General features: G+C 68.2%; 21 protein-coding genes. 9 read left to right on the top strand and 12 right to left on the bottom strand.

Annotated features, from left to right (window positions below; genetic code table 11):
- Nucleotides 1–38: 38 nt before the first annotated feature.
- From infC to SPHME3_RS0108240, 3 genes are all read right to left on the bottom strand, one after another.
- Nucleotides 39–572, bottom strand: coding sequence for a translation initiation factor IF-3 (gene infC / locus SPHME3_RS0108250; protein ID WP_017979637.1), 534 nt, complete (start codon nt 570–572; stop codon nt 39–41).
- 86 nt (nt 573–658) lie between these two features.
- On the bottom strand, nt 659–2,656 hold the full coding sequence (gene thrS / locus SPHME3_RS0108245; RefSeq protein WP_024310393.1) for a threonine--tRNA ligase: 1,998 nt from the start codon (nt 2,654–2,656) through the stop codon (nt 659–661).
- A 395-nt stretch (nt 2,657–3,051) separates the two neighbouring features.
- The gene (locus tag SPHME3_RS0108240) at nt 3,052–3,867 is read right to left on the bottom strand and encodes an LD-carboxypeptidase (protein WP_024310392.1); all 816 of its coding nucleotides are present in this window, start codon (nt 3,865–3,867) and stop codon (nt 3,052–3,054) included.
- Between the two features lie 63 nt (nt 3,868–3,930).
- Here SPHME3_RS0108240 and SPHME3_RS0108235 point away from each other — a divergent pair, with 63 nt between their 5' ends.
- The 9 genes from SPHME3_RS0108235 to SPHME3_RS0108195 all read left to right on the top strand — a co-directional run bounded on the left by SPHME3_RS0108235 (nt 3,931) and on the right by SPHME3_RS0108195 (nt 12,081).
- Nucleotides 3,931–5,451, top strand: coding sequence for a glutamate ligase domain-containing protein (locus SPHME3_RS0108235; RefSeq protein ID WP_017979640.1), 1,521 nt, complete (start codon nt 3,931–3,933; stop codon nt 5,449–5,451).
- Nucleotides 5,452–5,473: 22 nt separating this feature from the next.
- The gene (locus SPHME3_RS0108230; protein WP_017979641.1) at nt 5,474–5,710 is read left to right on the top strand and encodes a DUF6356 family protein; all 237 of its coding nucleotides are present in this window, start codon (nt 5,474–5,476) and stop codon (nt 5,708–5,710) included.
- A 68-nt stretch (nt 5,711–5,778) separates the two neighbouring features.
- A complete protein-coding gene (locus SPHME3_RS0108225) occupies nt 5,779–6,213 on the top strand; it encodes a hypothetical protein (RefSeq protein WP_017979642.1) in 435 nt (144 codons plus the stop codon).
- Nucleotides 6,210–6,413 carry a helix-turn-helix transcriptional regulator gene (locus SPHME3_RS0108220; protein ID WP_017979643.1) on the top strand — a complete coding sequence of 68 codons (204 nt, stop codon included), beginning with the start codon at nt 6,210–6,212 and terminating at the stop codon, nt 6,411–6,413. The genes SPHME3_RS0108225 and SPHME3_RS0108220 overlap by 4 nt, the downstream gene beginning before the upstream one ends.
- A 1-nt stretch (nt 6,414) precedes the next feature.
- Nucleotides 6,415–7,317, top strand: a complete 903-nt coding sequence (locus SPHME3_RS0108215; protein WP_020486564.1) for an alpha/beta fold hydrolase — start codon at nt 6,415–6,417, stop codon at nt 7,315–7,317.
- 371 nt (nt 7,318–7,688) lie between these two features.
- Nucleotides 7,689–8,783 (top strand): YjgN family protein, encoded by a 1,095-nt coding sequence (locus SPHME3_RS0108210; RefSeq protein WP_017979645.1) that lies wholly within the window; start codon nt 7,689–7,691, stop codon nt 8,781–8,783.
- Between the two features lie 4 nt (nt 8,784–8,787).
- Nucleotides 8,788–9,840: a M48 family metallopeptidase gene (locus SPHME3_RS0108205; protein WP_017979646.1), complete on the top strand. Its 1,053-nt coding sequence runs from the start codon at nt 8,788–8,790 to the stop codon at nt 9,838–9,840.
- 427 nt (nt 9,841–10,267) lie between these two features.
- Nucleotides 10,268–11,548, top strand: a complete 1,281-nt coding sequence (locus tag SPHME3_RS0108200; RefSeq protein WP_017979647.1) for an ATP-binding protein — start codon at nt 10,268–10,270, stop codon at nt 11,546–11,548.
- A complete protein-coding gene (locus SPHME3_RS0108195; RefSeq protein ID WP_017979648.1) occupies nt 11,545–12,081 on the top strand; it encodes a response regulator transcription factor in 537 nt (178 codons plus the stop codon). The genes SPHME3_RS0108200 and SPHME3_RS0108195 overlap by 4 nt, the downstream gene beginning before the upstream one ends.
- Nucleotides 12,082–12,238: 157 nt before the next feature.
- On the opposite strand, the gene SPHME3_RS0108190 is transcribed toward SPHME3_RS0108195, so the two are convergent.
- From SPHME3_RS0108190 to wrbA, 9 genes are all read right to left on the bottom strand, one after another.
- The gene (locus SPHME3_RS0108190; RefSeq protein ID WP_017979649.1) at nt 12,239–12,541 is read right to left on the bottom strand and encodes a polyhydroxyalkanoic acid system family protein; all 303 of its coding nucleotides are present in this window, start codon (nt 12,539–12,541) and stop codon (nt 12,239–12,241) included.
- A complete protein-coding gene (locus tag SPHME3_RS0108185) occupies nt 12,538–12,969 on the bottom strand; it encodes a VOC family protein (protein WP_017979650.1) in 432 nt (143 codons plus the stop codon). The genes SPHME3_RS0108190 and SPHME3_RS0108185 overlap by 4 nt, the downstream gene beginning before the upstream one ends.
- A 136-nt stretch (nt 12,970–13,105) precedes the next feature.
- On the bottom strand, nt 13,106–13,468 hold the full coding sequence (locus tag SPHME3_RS0108180; RefSeq protein WP_017979651.1) for a hypothetical protein: 363 nt from the start codon (nt 13,466–13,468) through the stop codon (nt 13,106–13,108).
- Nucleotides 13,465–13,884, bottom strand: a complete 420-nt coding sequence (locus SPHME3_RS0108175; protein WP_231292043.1) for a hypothetical protein — start codon at nt 13,882–13,884, stop codon at nt 13,465–13,467. The genes SPHME3_RS0108180 and SPHME3_RS0108175 overlap by 4 nt, the downstream gene beginning before the upstream one ends.
- A gap of 29 nt (nt 13,885–13,913) precedes the next feature.
- On the bottom strand, nt 13,914–14,642 hold the full coding sequence (gene gloB, locus SPHME3_RS0108170) for a hydroxyacylglutathione hydrolase (RefSeq protein WP_017979653.1): 729 nt from the start codon (nt 14,640–14,642) through the stop codon (nt 13,914–13,916).
- A gap of 4 nt (nt 14,643–14,646) precedes the next feature.
- Nucleotides 14,647–15,096, bottom strand: coding sequence for a VOC family protein (locus SPHME3_RS0108165; protein ID WP_017979654.1), 450 nt, complete (start codon nt 15,094–15,096; stop codon nt 14,647–14,649).
- A 406-nt stretch (nt 15,097–15,502) separates the two neighbouring features.
- Nucleotides 15,503–16,273 carry a tetratricopeptide repeat protein gene (locus tag SPHME3_RS0108155; RefSeq protein ID WP_017979656.1) on the bottom strand — a complete coding sequence of 257 codons (771 nt, stop codon included), beginning with the start codon at nt 16,271–16,273 and terminating at the stop codon, nt 15,503–15,505.
- Complete coding sequence (locus tag SPHME3_RS0108150) at nt 16,270–17,004, bottom strand: alpha/beta hydrolase (protein ID WP_017979657.1); 735 nt, start codon at nt 17,002–17,004, stop codon at nt 16,270–16,272. The genes SPHME3_RS0108155 and SPHME3_RS0108150 overlap by 4 nt, the downstream gene beginning before the upstream one ends.
- Nucleotides 17,005–17,198: 194 nt before the next feature.
- Nucleotides 17,199–17,801 carry an NAD(P)H:quinone oxidoreductase gene (wrbA, locus tag SPHME3_RS0108145; protein ID WP_024310391.1) on the bottom strand — a complete coding sequence of 201 codons (603 nt, stop codon included), beginning with the start codon at nt 17,799–17,801 and terminating at the stop codon, nt 17,199–17,201.
- Nucleotides 17,802–17,811: the final 10 nt, after the last annotated feature.

Genomic DNA, 17,811 nt, shown 5'->3' with positions numbered 1-17,811 from the left:
CAGATGACGCTACGGAAAGCGCCGATCCGGCCGGATGCTTATTTCGGCGCGAGCACCATGAGCATCTGACGGCCTTCCATGCGCGGATAGGCTTCGACCTTGGCGATCTCCTGCACCTGCTCCGCAACGCGCTGCAGCACGTTCATGCCAAGCTGCCCGTGGCTGAGCTCGCGACCGCGGAAGCGCATGGTGACCTTCACCTTGTCGCCATCCTCGATGAATTCGGCGACCTTCTTCATCTTGGTATCGTAATCGTGGTCGTCGATGTTCGGACGCATCTTGATCTCCTTGATCTCCTGCGTCTTCTGCGACTTCCTCGCGAGGTTCGCCTTCTTCTGCGCCTCGTACTTAAACTTGCCGACGTCGAGGAACTTGGCGACGGGCGGATCGGCGTTCGGCGACACCTCGACCAGATCCAGGCCGACTTCCTGCGCCTGCGCCATCGCCTCGCGCGTGTACATCACGCCAAGATTCTCACCCTCATGGTCGATGACGCGGACCTTGGGGCTCTGGATCCATTCGTTGAAACGAGGACCGTTCATCGGCGGCGCCTGGTTCGGCCGGCGCATCATGGGAGGACGTATGGGTATTGCTCCTGTGGTGGTTTGCCAACGTATATAAGGGATCGGCGCGCCTTTTGAAAGACGCGCCGTCTCCTTCAGCCGCGCATGTCCGGCGCCAGTGCCTCGTCGCGGAGCATAGCGAGCGCTTCGTCGATGGTCACGATCTGCTGGGCCTGGCTGCCGAGACGGCGGATGGCGACCTTGCCTTCTTCCGCTTCGCGCTTGCCGACGACGAGCAGGACCGGGACCTTGGCGACGGAGTGTTCGCGGACCTTGTAGTTGATCTTCTCGTTGCGGAGATCGGTTTCGACGCGCAGGCCCGCCTTGCGCAAGCGCGCCGCGACGTCCTCGGCATAATCATCCGCATCCGAGACGATCGTCGCGACGACCGCCTGCACCGGCGACAGCCAGAGTGGGAAGCGGCCGGCGTGGTGTTCGATCAGGATGCCGATGAAGCGTTCGAACGTGCCGAGGATCGCGCGATGGAGCATGATCGGACGGTGACGGTTGCCGTCCTCCCCCACATAGCTCGCATCGAGCCGGTCGGGCAGCACGCGGTCGGACTGGATGGTGCCGACCTGCCACGTCCGGCCGATCGCGTCGGTCAGATGGAATTCGAGCTTGGGCGCGTAGAAGGCGCCCTCGCCCGGCAGTTCCTCGAACTTCGCCTTGATGTCCTCAGGGAGGTTCGACGCCTGCACCGCGTCGCGCAGTTCCTGTTCGGACTGGTCCCACATTTCGTCAGAGCCGAAGCGCTTTTCGGGGCGCAGCGCCAGCTTCACCGCATAATCGGTGAAGCCGAGGTCCTGATAGACCGAGTGGAGCAGCTCGCAGAACTTGCGGACCTCCTCGACCAGCTGGTCCTCGCGCACGAAGATATGTGCGTCGTCCTGCGTAAACTGGCGGACGCGCATGATGCCGTGGAGGGCGCCGTGCGGCTCGTTGCGGTGGCAGCAACCGAATTCGGCCATGCGGATCGGCAGGTCGCGGTACGATTTGATCCCCTGTTTGAAGATCAGAACGTGCGCGGGGCAATTCATCGGCTTCAAAGCCATCAGGTCGGCATCGCCCGACAGGATTGCGCCCTCGTCCTCGGTGTTCGGAATCTCGTCCGGCACCACGAACATATTTTCGCGATACTTGCCCCAGTGGCCCGACTGTTCCCACTGGCGCGCGTCCATCAGCTGCGGCGTCTTCACCTCGGCATAGTCGGCGGCGTCGAGACGGCGGCGCATATACGCTTCCATCTGCCGCCACAGGACGAAGCCCTTGGGGTGCCAGAACACCGAGCCTTGCGCCTCCGACTGGAGGTGGAACAGGTCCATCTCCGCACCGATCTTGCGATGGTCGCGCTTGGCGGCCTCTTCCAGCATGAAGAGGTGCTGGTCGAGCTGCTTCTTGTTGAGCCAGCCGGTGCCGTAGATGCGGCTGAGCATCGCGTTCTTCTGATCGCCGCGCCAATAGGCGCCCGACACGCGCGTCAGCTTGAAGGCGTTGGGATCAAGCTTGCCGGTCGAGACCATGTGCGGCCCGCGGCACATGTCGAGCCATTCGCCCTGACGGTAGATCGTCAGTTCCTCGCCCTCAGGCAGTTCGGCGGCCCATTCGGCCTTGAAGGTCTCGCCCTGCTTCGTCCAGGTCTCGATCAGCTGTTCGCGGCTCCACACTTCGCGCGTGAACGGTTCGTTCTTCGCGATGATGCGGCGCATTTCGGCCTCGATCGCGGGCAGGTCGTCCTCGGTAAAGGGGCGGTCCTTGGGCGCGAAGTCGTAATAGAAACCGTCGTCGGTCGCGGGACCGAAGGTGATCTGCGTGCCCGGGAACAGATGCTGCACCGCCTCGGCCATCACGTGCGCGAGGTCGTGGCGCACGAGTTCGAGCGCGTCGGCTTCGTCCTTCGCGGTCACCAGTGCGAGCTGCGTGTCGCCGTCGAAGGGGCGATTGAGATCGCGCACCTGCCCGTCGATGCGCGCGGCGAGCGCCGCCTTGGCGAGACCCGGACCGATGGCGGCGGCCACGTCCGCGGGGGTAGTCCCCGGCGCAACCTCGCGGACGGAACCGTCGGGCAGCGTGATACGGAACATGACAGACATGGGTTCAAGGCTTCCTTGGGTATTGAGAGCGCGGCTTATGCACGCGGGGGAGCGAAGGACGCAAGGCGAGTCGCGGGGGCGATTCGGGGGCGCGGCGGCCGTTCGGCGCGCTGGAAGTGGACGAAGTGGACGATAGGTTATGGTCGGAAGGGCCACCCGTGCTGTCCCAACGCGGCGGTGCCGGCGTGATGGGCGGAGGCGCGACATGGGCCATCGCGGGGAGCTTAGGCATAAACGGGGCGTGTAGGACAGGGCCTCTTTTCGTCACCCCGGACTTGGTCCGGGGTCCACCGGGCCGCGGGGGCGGGGCTAGAGCCTCTGGCCTCCCCCCTCGCCGCGGAGTGGACCCCGGAACGAGTCCGGGGTGACAGAGTGGAGGTGGCTACCGTCGCGCCTCACACGATCCCGAACGGCACCACGCGGTTGGTCTGGGTGTGGCCGACGTCGGCCCTCCCCAAATAGGGCACGCCGAGGTCACCGCACCAGCGGCGGACCATGTATTCGATGTCCTCGTTCCACTGCGGCTCGTTCGGGGTCACCGCGGTGACGCTGCCGAGGCGGACGCCGGCGATGCCCTTCAGCTGCGTCGCATGGCCCATGTGGAACAGCAGCCGGTCGATATTGTACATGGGTTCCGACACTTCCTCGATGATGAGGACGTGGTCGGTGAGGTCGGGCAGATAGGGCGTGCCGATCAGCGCGCCGAGGATCGACAGGTTGAACGCCGCCGCCGGACGCCCGTCGAGCCCCGGCTCCAGCCCCTGCCGGTCGCCGCGCGCCAGCCAGCCGAGCGAGCGCGCGATCGTCTGGTCGCCGTGCGTACGGCGGATGTCGCTCGCCATCGGACCATGGACCGGCCGGCCGATCCGCCGGGCATAGAGCGCGCCGAGCAGGAAACCCATGTCGGAATAGCCGAGATACGTCTTGTGCCGCGCCGCCGGCCCCAGCTGCGGCATGACCAGCGGCAGGATGCGGTTCGAACCATAACCGCCGCGCAGGAACCAGATCGCGTCGAAGCCGGGATCGTTGGCGAATTCGAGGAAGGCGTCGGCGCGGCGGCGGTCGCTGCCCGCGAAATGGCCGTCCGTCTCCCAGCATTGCGGGTGAACGATCAGGTCGACCTCGGGATAGGCCAAAGCGGTGAAGGCGATGAACGGCGCCTCGGCATCCTTGTTGCCGATGCTCGCCGGCGCCACCACTCCAATCCGCATGCGCGTATCCCCGCTCGCCGACAGAGCCTTGTGCCTGCCGATGCCCGGCGATAGCGCGGGCCGATGGCGAACGGCAACATTTCCGAGACGGTACAGGGTCAGCGCTTCTTTCTGGTCGGCATCGGCGGATCCGGCATGCTGCCGCTGGCGACGATCCTGGCCGGACGCGGCGCGATCGTCGAAGGATCGGATCGCGGGCTGGACCAGGGGCGCGTGCCCGCCAAGTTCGACAGCCTGATCGCGCGCGGCATCCGCCTGCATCCGCAGGACGGCAGCGGCATCGTATCGGGGGAACAGATCGTCGTCGCCTCCGCCGCGGTCGAGGACACGGTGGCGGATATTGTCGCCGCCACGCGGCTGGGCTGCGCGCGGATGAGCCGCGCCGAGCTGCTGAGCGCCCTGTTCAACGCGAGCGACCTGCCGATCGGCATCGCCGGCACCAGCGGCAAATCGACCGTGACGGGCATGATCGGCTGGATCCTGCACGCGATGGGGCGCGACCCCACGGTGATGAACGGCGCGGTGATGAAGAACTTCGCGGCACCGGATGCGCCGTTCGCGAGCGCGCTGGTGGGGGCCAATAGAAAGGAGGGGGGCGACGCCTTCGTCAGCGAGGTGGACGAAAGCGACGGATCGATCGCGCGCTACGTGCCGCGGGTTGCGGTGCTGAACAACGTCAGCCTGGATCACAAGGCGCTGGACGAATTGCGGCGGCTGTTCGCAGACTTTGCGGGCAAGGCGGAGGTCGTCATCGCCAATGTCGGGGATGCGGAAACGGCGGCGCTGGTCGCCGGGATGGCGAATGTGGTTCGGGTTGCGGTGGAGGCGGAGGCGGATCTTCGCGCCGAAAATTTGGTGCCGGAGCCGTTTGCGATTGGGTTCGATCTCGTGATCGCCACACCCTCACCCTTCGGGCGCTTCGCGCCCTCTTCCCTCTCCCGATGGAAGAGGGAGGGAGCGCCGGAGGCGCGGAAGGGTGAGGGTGAGACGCGGTTGCGGGTGCAACTCGCCGTGCCCGGCCGGCACAATGTCGCCAACGCGCTCGCGGCGATCGCCGCCGTCGTTGCGGCCGGCATTCCGCCGGAGCAGGCGGTGGAGGCGATCGGCGGCTTTACCGGCCTCAGGCGCCGGTTCGACTTCGTCGGCGCGGCGGGCGGGGTCGCGGTGATCGACGATTTCGGGCACAACCCCGACAAAATCGCCGCGACGCTCGATACGCTGCACGCCTTTCCCGGGCGCCTGCGCATCCTGTTCCAGCCCCACGGCTATGGCCCGCTGAAGGTGATGCGGCGCGAGCTGGTCGAGAGCCTGACGCAGCGGCTGCGGCCCGACGACCTGCTCGTCCTGCCCGATCCGGTCTATCATGGCGGCACGGTGAACCGCGAGGTGACGAGCGCCGACATCGTGGCGGACCTGACCGCCGCCGGCCGCGATGCGCGCCATGTCGCTAACCGGGCGGAGGCGGCGGCGCTGCTGGTCGCCGAAGCGCGGCCGGGCGATCGAATCGTCGTGATGGGCGCGAGAGACGACACGTTGAGCCTGCTCGCCGCCGAGATGCTGGAAAGCCTGCGCGCGAGAGGATAGCATCCGGGGCAGGAGGTGTCCGATGAACCCCTTTACCCACCACCCCGCCTCGGTCGGCGAAAGCTATACGCAGCATCTGGGCGTCGCGACGCGGTTCGGCCTGCGGATGATCGCGGGCGGGCTCGGCGCGCTAGCGCATGGCGTCTTCCCGTTCCTGTTCACCACCACCGGCAGCCGCACGATCAGCGCGCTCCACGCCGAAATCGTCGCCAAGCGCGCCGACGAGGCGCAGCGCCGATCGGTGGAGTTCGTTATCTGATGTAAAGCGTGCTTGACGTAAAGCGAGCTTTCCATGTAAAGCCTCCTTCACATACGAAGGAGGCCGTGATGTTCTCGATTCGACGCAGCGAAAAGCTGAACCCCGCGCAGCGCCGCTATCTGCGCCGCTTCTTTCCAGCGATGACGATGTACGTGCTGGTGCTGTTCGCCTGCACGGCCATGATCCGTGATCAGAAGCCGCAGGGGGCGCTGCTCGCGCTTCTGTCCGTAGCGCCGGCGCTGCCGATCGTGGCGGCGATCCTAGTGATGGGCGCCTATCTGATCGAGGAGCGCGACGAGTTCATCCGCACGCGGCTGGCCACGGCGATGCTGGGCGGGCTCGGCGTCATGCTGGTCATCACCACCGTCTGGGGGTTTCTGGAGAATGGCGGCGCGGTCGGGCACTTCCCGACCTTCCTGACCTTCCCCGTCTGGTGCGGCTGTTTCGGCCTGTGGCAGTGCGCGATGGGGCTGCGCGACCGCCTTGCCGGGGACGGCGCATGAACAACCACCTGCGCGCGCTGCGGGCGACGCGGGGGTGGAGTCAGCAGCATCTCGCCGAACAGCTCGAGGTCAGCCGGCAGAGCGTCAATGCGATCGAAACGGGGCGCTACGATCCCTCGCTCCCCCTCGCCTTCCGCATCGCCGAACTGTTCGAGCTTGCCATCGAAGACGTCTTCGTCAGTCCGTCCAAGGAGAAGTAACATGATCCGGTTTCTCGGTATGCGCCTTGCCGCCTCCGCCCTGACGCTGGGCGTCGTCCTGCAGCCGGCGCCGAGCCATGCCGCGACGCCGGCGGCCGAAACGCGGATGCCGCATATCTCGGTCGTGGCGACCGGCAAGGGCAGCCCAGTGATCCTGATCCCCGGCCTGTCATCCCCGCGCACGGTGTGGGACGGCGTGGTGCCGGGCCTTGTGAAGACCCATCGCGTCTATGTGGTGCAGGTCAACGGCTTCGGTGGCGATGCGCCGGGGGCGAATTTGTCGCCGGGGGTGCTGGACGGCGTGGTCGCGGACCTGCACGCGCTGATCGCCAAGGAAAAGATCGCAGGCGCTGCGGTGGCTGGCCATTCGATGGGCGGGCTCGCCGCGCTGATGCTGGCGAAGGCGCATCCGGGCGATGCGGGCAAGCTGATGATCGTCGATTCGCTGCCGTTCATCGGCACGCTGTTCGCGCCGACCGCGACCGTCGCGATGATCGAACCGCGCGCGAAGGCGATGCGCGACATGCAGGCGGCGAGCTATGGCAAGCCCGCCGATGCCGCGACCGCGACCGCGATCGCCGACCGGCTGGCGCTGCGCCCGGAAGCGCGTGCCAAGGTGACGGCCTGGGCGATGGCAGCCGATCCGCGCGTTTCGGCACAGGCGATGTACGAGGACATGACCACCGACCTGCGTCCCGCGATGCCGCAGATCGCGACGCCGATCACGCTCGTCTATCCCTGGGCGGCGTCGGGACCGAGCGAGACGCAGGCGAAGGCGCTGTACACCGCGGCCTATGCGGGCGCGCCGAACGTGCGGTTCGTGGGGATCGGCGATGCGGCGCATTTCGTGATGCTCGACCAGCCCGCGGCGTTTCAGGCGGCGGTGGAGAAGTTTGCGGGGTGATGCTGGTTCGGTCTTGATCTGAGCGGCCGTGGTGCAGAAGCGGGACCCCGGATCACGTCCGGGGTGACGGAGGGGGTTTGGGGTGGCGGTCCGTTTTTGCCAGCGCGCCCGTCATCCCGGCCTTGAGCCGAGATCCCGCTTCTTCTCTTGGGGGCGAGGAAGCGGGACCCGGGACCCGAGCCGTCGTCCCGCTTCAGTGGCAAAAAATGCTGGATCATGATCCGGGCGACGAAGGCGAGCGTGGTGAGGGGCTTAGGCGCCGGCTAGCCGTGCGGACGGCTCGCCGGCGGGGGGATTGCCCTGTCCATGGCCCAGATTGTCGTTGACCCGTCCCCGGCGCTCGGCTCCACTGCCCCGCGAGGGGGACGGACATGAGTGACGAACAGGCAGCGACGCGGGCGTTCCGCTTCACCGGGCGGTGGCAGGATTATGCGCCGATCGCCTTCACCAACCTGCTGCTGACGATCGTCACCCTGGGCGTCTACGTCTTCTGGGCGCGGACGCGGACGCGGCGGTATCTATGGAGCCGGACGCAGTTCATCGACGACCGGCTGGAATGGACGGGCACGGGGCTGGAGCTGTTCGTCGGCTATCTGCTCGCCTTCGTCCTGTTCGTCCTGCCGCTCGGCATCATCAACCTCGTCCTGCAGGGCGTGATGATGCGCGGGCATCAAGGTGCGGCGGGGCTGATGGTGGGGCTGCTGTATCTCGCGATCCTCTACCTGTTCGGCGTCGCGCGGTTCCGGGCGCTGCGCTACCGCCTCAGCCGCACGCTGTGGCATGGCATCCGCGGCGGCAGCGACGACCAGGGCGTCGCCTATGGCTGGAGCTATTTCTGGCGGACATTGCTGTCGTTCCTGACCATCTATCTGATGACGCCCTGGGCGATGGCCAGGCTGTGGAACCAGCGGTGGAATGCGATGAGCTTCGGCTCGCTGCCCTTCCGCAGCGAGGCGCGCTGGCAGCCGGTGTTCAAGCGGTTCCTGCTGTTCTACGTCGCGCCGATCCTCATCGTCGTGGCGGCCGGCATCCTGGGCTTCCTGTTTGCAGGGGCGTTTGCCGGGATGAAGCCCGGTACGCCGCCGACGGCGGGCGTGATCGCGACGGTGGTCTTGGCCGTCGTCGGCTTCTACGTGCTGTTCTTCGGCGTGCTGGGCCTGATCGCCATGGCCTTCTACGCCGCCTTCTTCCGCGAAGCGATCGGCGCGACGTCGCTGGGCAAGCTGGAGTTCGGGTTCGAGGCGTCGACGATGGACTGGGTGAAGCTGTACCTCGGCAATTTGGGACTGACGGTGGTCACCTTCGGCGTCGGCTATATCTTCGTGCCGTACCGCAACTGGGCGTTCTTCATCCGTCACCTCGCGGCCTATGGCGAGGTGGAGATCGACACGCTGACCCAGTCGCGCACGCGCGAACCGGGCCAGGGCGAAGGGCTGCTCGACGCGTTCGACGTCGGCGCGTTCTGAGCCCATGCGCGCAGGCGTCTGGCATTACGACGGCGTCACCGCGCTGCGCCGCCGGGTGGAGCTGGTCGCCGAGGGCGACGGCTTCACGCTGGTGGACGACGGGCAGGCCGGCGCGCGGGTGCCGTTCGCCGAGCTGACGCCGGGCGACGGCGACGCCGGCCATGCGAGCTTCGGGCGCAAGGGGCACCCCGGCTGGCGCATCACCTTCGATGGCGCGGTGCCGGCCGATCTGGCCGCGGCGCTGCCGGGCGCGCATCGCTATGGCCGCTGGGTCGACCGGCTGGGGCTGTGGCGTGCGGTCGGCATCTTTGCGGTGCTGGCGGCCATCGTCGTGGTCGTCGTCCTGCGCACCCCTGCACTGCTCGCGCGGCTGATCCCCGCATCGGCCGAACAGCGGCTGGGCGACGTGATGATGGGCGATTTCGGTCGCAAGGGCTGTTCCGATCCCGCCGGACGCGCCGCGCTGGCGACGCTGGTGCAGCGCATCGACCCCGACGATCGCACGCTGGAGGTGCATGTCGTCAAACTGCCGATGGTCAATGCGGTGACGCTGCCCGGCGGGCGGATCGTGGTGTTCGACGGGCTGATCCAGGCGGCGCAGTCGCCCGACGAGGTGGCGGGCGTGATCGCGCATGAAATCGGCCATGTCCGCGGGCGCGATGTGATGGAATCGCTGCTGCGGCAGATGGGCCTGTCCGTGCTGCTCGGCGGGATGGAGGGGCATGTCGGCGGCTATACCAACGCGCTGCTCGCCACCGCTTATTCGCGCGATGCAGAGGCGCGCGCCGATGGCCGGGCGATCGAGATGCTGCGCGACGCCAAGCTGTCGCCGGTGCCGACCGCGCGCTTCTTCGACCGTCTGGGCAAGGGCGCGGGCGGGACGGAGCGGATGTTCGCCTATATCGCCAGCCATCCGATGTCCGCAGACCGGGCGAAGCGGTTCCGGGCGAGCATCGTGAAGGGCGCGGTGTATACGCCTGCGCTGGACGCACGCGAGTGGGCGGCGTTGCGCGGGATCTGCAAGGGCGAGACGGATAGGGTCGACTGGGGGTTCTGAGGGGGGCGTCGTTTGCTTCGTTGCTCCGGGGTTTGTTCTGCGGCGAGGGGGGAGTTGGAGGCGCTGGCCGTTCCCGTGCGGCGCGGTGGACCCCGGACCAAGTCCGGGGTGACGCGGTGGGTGGGATAGGCGGTCGGGCCGATTTCCGTGGATGGGTTAGACAGGGTGGCGGCTTGGGGCATCCAGCTCGTACGCCTGCTCTTGTCGGCTGGCGGCCGTGCGGGGCGTTGCCCCACCCGCTCCGTCACCCCGGACTTGGTCCGGGGTCCACTCTGCGGCGAGGGGGGCGCTAGAGGCTCTGGCCGTTCCCGTGCGGCGCGGTGGACCCCGGAACGAGTCCGGGGTGACGGCGTGGGTGGGGTGTGTTTCGGCCCCTCCCCTTTGCGCCGGGATGACGGGCGGGGCGCCGCGCGCTACCACGGTGAGTATGACCCATGCCGTCCGCCTGCCGCCGCCTGCGCCTGACGATGCCGCGGCGCGCAATATGCGGCAGCTGGTGCTGCTGCGCTGGATGGCGGTGGGTGGGCAGCTCGCGACGATTCTGACGGTGCATTACGGCTTCGGGATCACGCTGCCGATCGCGCAGATGTTCGTCGTGCTCGCCGGGCTCGTGATGCTGAACGTCATGACGTGGTTGGGACATCCGCATTGGCCGGTCACCAATTTCCAGCTGTTCGGCACTTTGGTGTGCGACGTCTTCGCGCTGTCGGTGCAGCTGTATCTGTCGGGCGGCGCGAACAATCCGTTCGTGTCGCTGTACCTGTTGCAGGTCGTGATGGGCGCGGTGCTGCTACATGCCTGGTCGAGCTGGGCGCTGGTCGGCTTCACCGCCGTCGCCTTCGCGGTCGTTGCGGCGGTCAGCCCGCCGCTGGCGTTGCCGCCGTGGTTCGCGACACATCTGTCGCCCGTCTATGTGCTGGCGCTGTGGTGCAATTTCGTACTCGCCGCGGTGCTGCTGGTGCTGTTCGTGACGCGGATCGCCGCCAATCTGCGCGAGCGCGACGCCTATCTGGCCGACCTGAGTCGCCGAGCGGCGGAGGAGGACCAGATCGTGCGCATGGGTCTGCTGGCCAGCGGCGCGGCGCATGAGCTGGGTACGCCGCTCGCGTCGATCGCGGTGCTGCTGGGCGACTGGAAGGCCGATCCGGCCGTCACGCACGATCCCCGCCTCGCCGCCGAAGTCGCGGAGATGCAGGCCGAGGTGATGCGCTGCAAGACGATCGTGTCGGGCATCCTGTTCGCCGCGGGCGAGGTGACCGGCGTCGCCCCCGAACGCACGACGGTGCGCCGGTTCCTGCGCCAGCTGATCGACGCCTGGCCAGGCACCGTCGCCTTCCACGATGCGTTGTCCGACGATACGCCGATCGTGGCCGATCGCGCGCTGGGGCAGGCGCTGACCAACCTGCTCGACAATGCGGTTGAGGCGGGCGCGGAGCGGATCGCGCTGACAGCGCAGATGGAGGAGGCGATGCTGGTGCTGACGGTGCAGGATGACGGCAGCGGCTTTCCCCCGCAGGTGCTGGACAGCCTGGGGCGGCCGTACAACACCAGCAAGGCGCGACGCGGCGCGGGGCTGGGCCTGTTCCTCGCGACCAACGTGTTGCGGACGCTGGGCGGCACGTTGCAGGCGCGCAACCGCGCGGAGGGCGGCGCGGAGACGGTGCTGCGGCTGCCGATCGCCAGCCTGGCGCTGGAGGCGCGCGGATGAGCGAGGCCCGCCGCCTGCTGATCGTCGAGGACGACGCCAATTTCGCGCGCACGCTGGGCCGATCGTTCGAGCGGCGCGGCTATGCGGTCGCGATGATCGACGGGCCGGACACGCTGGAGGCAACGGCGACGGCGTTCAAGCCCGACCATGCGGTGGTCGACCTGCGGCTGGGCGGGGCGTCGGGCCTTACCTGTGTCGCGGCGCTGCATGCGCTCGATCCGGGGATCAAGATCGTCGTCCTCACCGGCTTTGCCAGCATCGCGACCGCGGTGGAGGCGATCAAGCTGGGCGCGACCAACTATCTGACGAAGCCCGCCAATACCGACGATATCGAGGCGGCGTTCGCACGCGTCGAGGGCGATGCCGACGCGACGATCGCCCCTGCCCCGCCGACGTCGATCAAGACGCTGGAATGGGAGCATATCCACCAGACGCTGGCCGATGTGGACTTCAACATTTCGGAGGCCGCGCGGCGGCTGGGGATGCACAGGCGAACCTTGGCGCGGAAGCTCGACAAGCGGCATATGGGGTAGCATCGATCCTCCCCCGCCAGGGGGAGGTGGCGCCGCGTAGCGGTGACGGAGGGGGAGGTAAGAATTGCCCTCAGTCATGACGGGCGCCGCCGTCCGCCCCCTCCACCATTCGGCTGACGCCGAACGGTCCCCCTCCCCCTGGCGGGGGAGGAATGTTTCACTTTAGCAGCTTGGGCGCTTCCTGCTGGATCACGTCGCGGATCTTGCCGGCGAACAGGCCGAGGAAGCCGGGCAGGTCGACGATCGCGTGGACGTTGCTGTCCGACACAGTGGCGCGGCAGCCGATCTGCTGGCCCATCGCGCCGACGGTGAAGTGCATCGTGTCGCCCTCCCACCGGTGATCGACCTGCGCGCCGCCGGGGATCAGCCGGCCGATCTTGCCGATACCGCCGTCCAGGCGGTCGCGGACGCCCTGCTTGCCGAGCTGGTGGGGGATGTTGATCTCGATCGGCGCGGTCATGCGGGGTCCTTCGTGGTGGCGAACAGCATCGCGTCGTCTGCAAACGCCTTGAACTCCAGCGCGTTGCCAGAGGGGTCGTAGAAGAACATCGTCGCCTGCTCGCCGGGTTGGCCGACGAAGCGGACATGCGGAGCGATGCCGAAGTGCGTGCCCGCCGCGACGAGGCGGTCTCGCAGGGTTTCCCAGTCCGGCATGGTCAGCACCACGCCGAAATGCGGGACCGGCACGTCATGGCCGTCGACGGCATTTCGGACGCGCACCGCGCGGGCGGCGGGATCGAGATGGGCGACGATCTGATGGCCGTACAGGTCGAAATCGATCCAGGCATCGCTCGACCGGCCCTCCGCGCAGCCCAGGGTGCCGCCGTAGAAACCGCGCGCGGCGGCGAGATCGTGGACGGGAAAGGCGAGGTGGAAGGGGCGTATCATGCCGGCACGATAGGGGGATCGTGGTGCCGGTGCCAGCGTCGCCGTCATCCGATCCGGCCATCATCCCGGCATAGGCTGGGCGCGGCAGGAGCCGCGAATAACTCCAGCCTGCGCTGGGGTGACGTCTACAGGTCAATCAGCGCTTGTCCGGCAGCGTATAGGGCGTGAAGCGGGTGAAGCGGCAATAGGGGGAGGGGATCGACGTACCCGGCGTCAGCACGCGGAAGCGATCGTTGCGGCAGAGCTGCCCGCCCCACACGTCGACGATCAGCGTATTGAGCGGCGCGAGCGACGGGCAGGCACCGACCGGCCCCGTCTTCCACACCGTGCGGCCCGCACCCTGGCGATAGAGGATGGTGTGCGCATCGACGATCTCCGGACCGTTGGTGCTCGACAGCGAGATGCAGTCGGCGGGCTGCCCGGCGATGCGGTCGGCAAGCGGGTCCGACCGTGCCGCCATCAGCGGCAGCGCGAGGGCGAGCAGCGCCAGCGCCTTCATCGCGCCGGCCGCTCGTAGCGGACGAAAGGACCGAGCGAGCAGCTGCCCGACATCATCCGCGATCCCTGGTCGACGGTGGTCGCGATATCGCCCTGGCACGCCTGGCTCATCGGGCTTTGCGTGACGAGGATGTCGCCGCGCGCGACGCGCTCGCAGCCGCCCGACGTATCGGTGCGGTATTTGAGCGTACGGCTGACCGAATAAACCAATGTCAGGCCGAACGCCTTGACCTGCGTATTGTTGAAACGCGGCATGCACGCCATCGGCTGACCGGGGGTGAGGCCGGCGAGTTCCTTCTGTAAGCCGCTGGCCGCGGCGGCGCTGTCATGTCCGGCGGCAAGGCGCTGCTGAGGCGTCTGGGCACAGGCCGCCGCCAGCAGCAGCGTCGCCAACGCAAGGGGTGTCCTGATCGCCATATGTCGCTCCTGTCGCCGGGTAAAACGTCTTAGCCTTTGAAATTGTCCTTGCCGGCCCGCAGCTTGGCAAATTCGTCCGCATCCCCTGCCCGCAGGAACGGGTTGGTCGCGCGCTCCAGACCGATGGTGGTGGGCACGGTCGCCTCGCCGGCCGCGCGCGCCGCGTCGACGTCGCGCATCCGCTCCACCAGCGCCGCATTGTCCGGCTCGACGCTGAGCGCGAAGCGGCCGTTGCTTTGCGTATATTCATGGCCGCAATAGACACGCGTCGCGTCGGGCAGCGCGGCGTAGCGCTGCATGTTGGCGAACATCTCTGCCGGCGTGCCTTCGAACAACCGGCCGCAGCCGAGCGCGAACAACGTGTCGCCGGTGAAGATCGCCTGATCATCGGCGAGGTGGAAGGCGATGTGGCCGGCGGTGTGGCCGGGCACGTGCAGCACCTGCGCAACCGATCCGCCGATGCGGACCACGTCGCCTTCGTCCACCGTCGCGTCGAGCGTCGGGATCTTCGCGGCCTCGCGCGCCGGACCGGTGATGCGGGCGCCCGCCGCCCGCAACGCCGCGTTGCCGCCGACGTGATCGGGATGCCAGTGCGTCGTCCACACCTGATCGATCCGCCAGCCACGCTGCGCGGCGGCAGCCTGCACCGGCGCCGCCTCGCCGGGATCGACCGCGACCGTCTCGCCGCTGGCATCGTCATGAATCAGCCAGGCGTAATTGTCGCTGAGCACGGGAACGCGGACGATCTCCAGCGTCATGGCGTTACCAGCTGCCGGTGTTGGGCATCGACGCCCAGGGCTCGGCCGACGGCAGCGGGTCGCCCGCCTGCAACAGCTCGATCGAAATGCCGTCGGGGGTCTTCACGAACGCCATGTTGCCGTCGCGCGGCGGGCGGTTGATCGTGACGCCGTGGTCCATCAGCGCCTGGCAGCTGTCATAGATATTGTCGACGCGATAGGCGAGGTGACCGAAATTGCGGCCGCCGGTGTAGCTTTCGGGCGCGCTGCCGTCCTGTGCCGGCCAATTGTAGGTCAGCTCCACCTCGGCGCGGCGTTCGCCGAGCTTGGCGTCTTCGGGCGTCGCGAGGAAGATCAGCGTGAAGCGGCCCTGGTCGTTGTCGATGCGGCGGACTTCGTGGAGGCCTAGCACGTTGAAGAAGGCGATCGTCGCGTCGGGATCGCTGACGCGGATCATGGTGTGGAGGTAATGCATGCCTTGCCCTTGGACTTGGGGAACGATCGTGCCCCAACGCGTAAGGGACGGCGTCGGTGCCGTCGAGGGGGTCCACTTCGTCACCCCGGACTTGTTCCGGGGTCCACCGTGCGGCGGGGGGACGGCAAGTGGCTCAGGCGCTGCCCCTGAGGATCAGTGGACCCCGGACCAAGTCCGGGGTGACGGGGTGGGGGTGGCGGCCTTATTCCTCCCCCGCCAGGGGGAGGTGGCGCCGCCGAAGGCGGTGACGGAGGGGGAGGTAAGGGTAGCGCTTCGTTACTAGAGACGTTCCCGTCCGCCCCCTCCGTCATGCCTTCGGCATGCCACCTCCCCCTGGCGGGGGAGGACTGAGGGCCGCGCGGATCGTCGGCTTGCCCTTCTGCTGCATGACGGAGTGGGGCTGGCGTCAGCGGCCCACCGGCGCCGCCTTTGCCGCCGACACGTCGCCGAACTGAGCAAGCGCGGCGCGGGCTTCCTTGCCGGCGGGGGCGTTGGGGGCGAGGCGTGCGGCTTCGGCCCAGGCGGCGCGGGCGCCGGCCTCGTCGCGGGCGAGTGCGGCGATATTGCCCGCCTCGAGTTGCACCGAGGCGTCGTCGGCGGAGCGTTTCAGCGCCTCGGCAATGTCCGTCTTGGCGCGGATCACGTCGCCCTCGCGCCGCGCCAGTGTCGCCGACAGCAGCCACGCCAGCGGATCGTCGCCCGCGGTCTTGAGCGCCATGTCGATATCACGACGCGCGCCCTCGGGCTCGCCGGCCGCGACCAGGACGCGGGCGTGGTCGAGCTGTGCCTCGCCGAGCGCCAGCCCCTCCAGCGTCCCCGCGATCAGCGCGGTGTCGAGGTTGGACCGCGCCTTGGGCACGTCGCCGGCCGCGAGCCAGGCATTGCCCGCCTGCGCACGGTAATTGGCGGCGCGTTTGTCGTGCGCGGTTTCAGCCGCCTTGGCCGCCGCTTCGAATTCGACGGCGGCGGCGGGGAAGTTGCCCTCCTGCGTGTACGCCAGGCCGGCGCATTGGCGCGCGAACCAGGCGCCGCCGCTGGCGCCCCAGCGGACCGCTTCGGCGCGGGCGGCGGCGGGATCGGTGCGGGCGAGCGCGACGCAGCGGTCGAAGCGCGCCTCCCTCGGGTCGGCAGGTTGGGCGGTGGCGGATTGCAATGCGGCGGCGAACAACAGGATCATAAGCGGCTCAGCACGTCCTCGACCGCGCGGACGATCAGCGCGACGTCGGTGTCGCGCGACAGGCGGTGGTCGCCGTCCTTGACCAGCCACGTCTGCACGTCGGCTGAACGGATCAGCTCGGCCAGATGCACGGTGCGATGCCAGGGCACGTCGGGGTCCGCCTGCCCCTGCACCAGCCGCACCGGACCGTCGAAGGGAATAGCGCCGAACATCAAGCGGTTGGCTTCGCCCGACTGAAAAAAGGCGCGGGTATAGAGCGTCGGTTCGGGGCCATAGGGGTTGGCGTGCTCCAGCTTGCCCTGCTGCAGGATCGCCATCTTTTCGTCGAGCGTGAAACCCCAGTCGGTGAAATCGGGGGCGGGCGCGATGCCGACGAGGCCGAGCACGCGATCGGGCCGTGCCCTGGCGGCGAGCAGCATCAGCCAGCCGCCCATCGACGAGCCCACCAGCACCACCGGCCCGGCGACGATCTGGTCGATCATCGCCAGCGTATCGTCGCGCCAGCCGGCGAGCGTCTGGTCGGCGAAGTCGCCTTCGCTCGCACCGCAGCCGCCGTAATCGAAGCGCAGGAAAGCGCGGCCGGTGCGGCCCGCCCAGGCCTCCAGCGCCAGCGCCTTGGTGCCGGTCATGTCGGAGGCGTAGCCGGGGAGGAACACGATCGTCGGACCGGTGCCCGGCGTGTGGTGATAGGCGAGACGCGGGCGTGGGGTGTGCGTGGGGGCTTGGGTCATGCGCGGGTGGTAGCGCGGTGACGGGCGGGCGTCATCATGGCGTGGGGGGCGTGACGCGTGCCCCAAATATCCCGTCACCCCGGACTTGTTCCGGGGTCCACCGTGCGGCACGGGGATGGCCGGAAACTCCAGCCTTCCCCTTGCAGCGCATCGGCATAGTCCTCCCCCGCCAGGGGGAGGAATGAGCACGGCCGTTACGCCTTCAGCTTCGCCGCCGTCTCGGCGATGCGCTTGCCCTGGTAGCGGGCGCCGGCGAGTTCCTCGGCATGCGGCTGGCGCGAGCCGTCGCCGCCGGCGATCGTGGTGGCGCCGTAGGGCGAACCGCCGCGGACTTCGTCGACGCCCATCTGGGCCTGGAAGCCGTAATCGAGGCCGACGATCGCCATGCCGTGGTGCAGCAGGTTGGTGATGAGCGAGAACAGCGTCGTTTCCTGCCCGCCGTGCTGGCTGGCGGTCGAGGTGAAGGCGCCGCCGACCTTGCCGATCAGCGCGCCCTTGAACCACAGGCCGCCCGTCGTGTCCCAGAAGGCCGCCATCTGGCTGGGCATCCGGCCGTAGCGGGTCGGCGCGCCGACGATGATCGCGTCATAGTCGGCGAGCGCATCGGGCCCCTCGATCAGCGGGTGCGCGGTGTCGGTCTTGAAGCCTGCCGCCTTGACGATCTCGTCCGGCGCGGTTTCGGCGACGCGGCGTATGGCGACCTCTGCCCCACCCTCGCGCGCGCCCTCGGCGACGGCGTCGGCCATCTTCTCGATATGGCCGTAGGAGGAATAATAGAGCACCAGAACCTTGGTCATCGCGAACATC

It is taken from the genome of Sphingomonas melonis DAPP-PG 224 (assembly GCF_000379045.1).
Taxonomy (GTDB): Bacteria; Pseudomonadota; Alphaproteobacteria; order Sphingomonadales; family Sphingomonadaceae; genus Sphingomonas; species Sphingomonas aquatilis.
The sequence above is the reverse complement of the archived record's forward strand: the minus strand, read 5'-3'. Positions and strand labels throughout refer to the sequence as shown.

What these genes read in the sequence shown, in the direction of transcription:
- infC (WP_017979637.1), bottom strand. Translation starts at nt 572, where the DNA reads ATGATGCGCCGGCCGAACCAGGCGCCGCCGATGAACGGTCCTCGTTTC.
- thrS (WP_024310393.1), bottom strand. Translation starts at nt 2,656, where the DNA reads ATGTCTGTCATGTTCCGTATCACGCTGCCCGACGGTTCCGTCCGCGAG.
- SPHME3_RS0108240 (WP_024310392.1), bottom strand. Translation starts at nt 3,867, where the DNA reads ATGCGGATTGGAGTGGTGGCGCCGGCGAGCATCGGCAACAAGGATGCC.
- SPHME3_RS0108235 (WP_017979640.1), top strand. Translation starts at nt 3,931, where the DNA reads ATGGCGAACGGCAACATTTCCGAGACGGTACAGGGTCAGCGCTTCTTT.
- SPHME3_RS0108230 (WP_017979641.1), top strand. Translation starts at nt 5,474, where the DNA reads ATGAACCCCTTTACCCACCACCCCGCCTCGGTCGGCGAAAGCTATACG.
- SPHME3_RS0108225 (WP_017979642.1), top strand. Translation starts at nt 5,779, where the DNA reads ATGTTCTCGATTCGACGCAGCGAAAAGCTGAACCCCGCGCAGCGCCGC.
- SPHME3_RS0108220 (WP_017979643.1), top strand. Translation starts at nt 6,210, where the DNA reads ATGAACAACCACCTGCGCGCGCTGCGGGCGACGCGGGGGTGGAGTCAG.
- SPHME3_RS0108215 (WP_020486564.1), top strand. Translation starts at nt 6,415, where the DNA reads ATGATCCGGTTTCTCGGTATGCGCCTTGCCGCCTCCGCCCTGACGCTG.
- SPHME3_RS0108210 (WP_017979645.1), top strand. Translation starts at nt 7,689, where the DNA reads ATGAGTGACGAACAGGCAGCGACGCGGGCGTTCCGCTTCACCGGGCGG.
- SPHME3_RS0108205 (WP_017979646.1), top strand. Translation starts at nt 8,788, where the DNA reads ATGCGCGCAGGCGTCTGGCATTACGACGGCGTCACCGCGCTGCGCCGC.
- SPHME3_RS0108200 (WP_017979647.1), top strand. Translation starts at nt 10,268, where the DNA reads ATGACCCATGCCGTCCGCCTGCCGCCGCCTGCGCCTGACGATGCCGCG.
- SPHME3_RS0108195 (WP_017979648.1), top strand. Translation starts at nt 11,545, where the DNA reads ATGAGCGAGGCCCGCCGCCTGCTGATCGTCGAGGACGACGCCAATTTC.
- SPHME3_RS0108190 (WP_017979649.1), bottom strand. Translation starts at nt 12,541, where the DNA reads ATGACCGCGCCGATCGAGATCAACATCCCCCACCAGCTCGGCAAGCAG.
- SPHME3_RS0108185 (WP_017979650.1), bottom strand. Translation starts at nt 12,969, where the DNA reads ATGATACGCCCCTTCCACCTCGCCTTTCCCGTCCACGATCTCGCCGCC.
- SPHME3_RS0108180 (WP_017979651.1), bottom strand. Translation starts at nt 13,468, where the DNA reads ATGAAGGCGCTGGCGCTGCTCGCCCTCGCGCTGCCGCTGATGGCGGCA.
- SPHME3_RS0108175 (WP_231292043.1), bottom strand. Translation starts at nt 13,884, where the DNA reads ATGGCGATCAGGACACCCCTTGCGTTGGCGACGCTGCTGCTGGCGGCG.
- gloB (WP_017979653.1), bottom strand. Translation starts at nt 14,642, where the DNA reads ATGACGCTGGAGATCGTCCGCGTTCCCGTGCTCAGCGACAATTACGCC.
- SPHME3_RS0108165 (WP_017979654.1), bottom strand. Translation starts at nt 15,096, where the DNA reads ATGCATTACCTCCACACCATGATCCGCGTCAGCGATCCCGACGCGACG.
- SPHME3_RS0108155 (WP_017979656.1), bottom strand. Translation starts at nt 16,273, where the DNA reads ATGATCCTGTTGTTCGCCGCCGCATTGCAATCCGCCACCGCCCAACCT.
- SPHME3_RS0108150 (WP_017979657.1), bottom strand. Translation starts at nt 17,004, where the DNA reads ATGACCCAAGCCCCCACGCACACCCCACGCCCGCGTCTCGCCTATCAC.
- wrbA (WP_024310391.1), bottom strand. Translation starts at nt 17,801, where the DNA reads ATGACCAAGGTTCTGGTGCTCTATTATTCCTCCTACGGCCATATCGAG.